The 407-nt window shown below is 41.5% G+C and carries 1 protein-coding gene; it reads right to left on the reverse strand.

All coding sequences use genetic code 11. The features are described from left to right. A partial coding sequence (locus UU9_RS18130; protein ID WP_156804342.1) for a hypothetical protein occupies positions 1-394 on the reverse strand: 394 nt, incomplete at its 3' end. Positions 395-407 lie beyond the last annotated feature (13 nt).

Genomic DNA, 407 nt, shown 5'->3' on the forward strand with positions numbered 1-407 from the left:
CTTCTCGGGCCTGCAATCTAGCTTTAGCTTGCTCAAGGGCAGCAATGCTGGCTGTTATTTCGTCTATTTCCTTCTGAATTGCAGCAATAATTTCTGTGTTGTTCTCTTGCAAAGCCGCAATCTCTTTTTCGAGATTGAATTTTTCGATATATTTTGCTTTAAAGGTACCGTCATTGGCTGTTGCATATTTCAGCTTTTGTTCAAGGTTTTGGATTGTATCTTTTAACATCTCTACGACAATCTCCCGGCTTTGCAACTCTTTTCTGGCTTCGGCTATTTTTGTGCTAAGCTGTTCTATTTCTGTTCTTATAGCATCTGCGTGAGCTTTTAGTTGTTTTCCATCTGCACTAATGGCCTCTAACTTTTCGGCTTTCTGTCGATTAAATTCGGCCAAGGCTCCCCCCCTG

The organism is Rhodanobacter fulvus Jip2 (genome assembly GCF_000264315.1).
In the GTDB taxonomy this organism is placed as follows: Bacteria; Pseudomonadota; Gammaproteobacteria; order Xanthomonadales; family Rhodanobacteraceae; genus Rhodanobacter; species Rhodanobacter fulvus.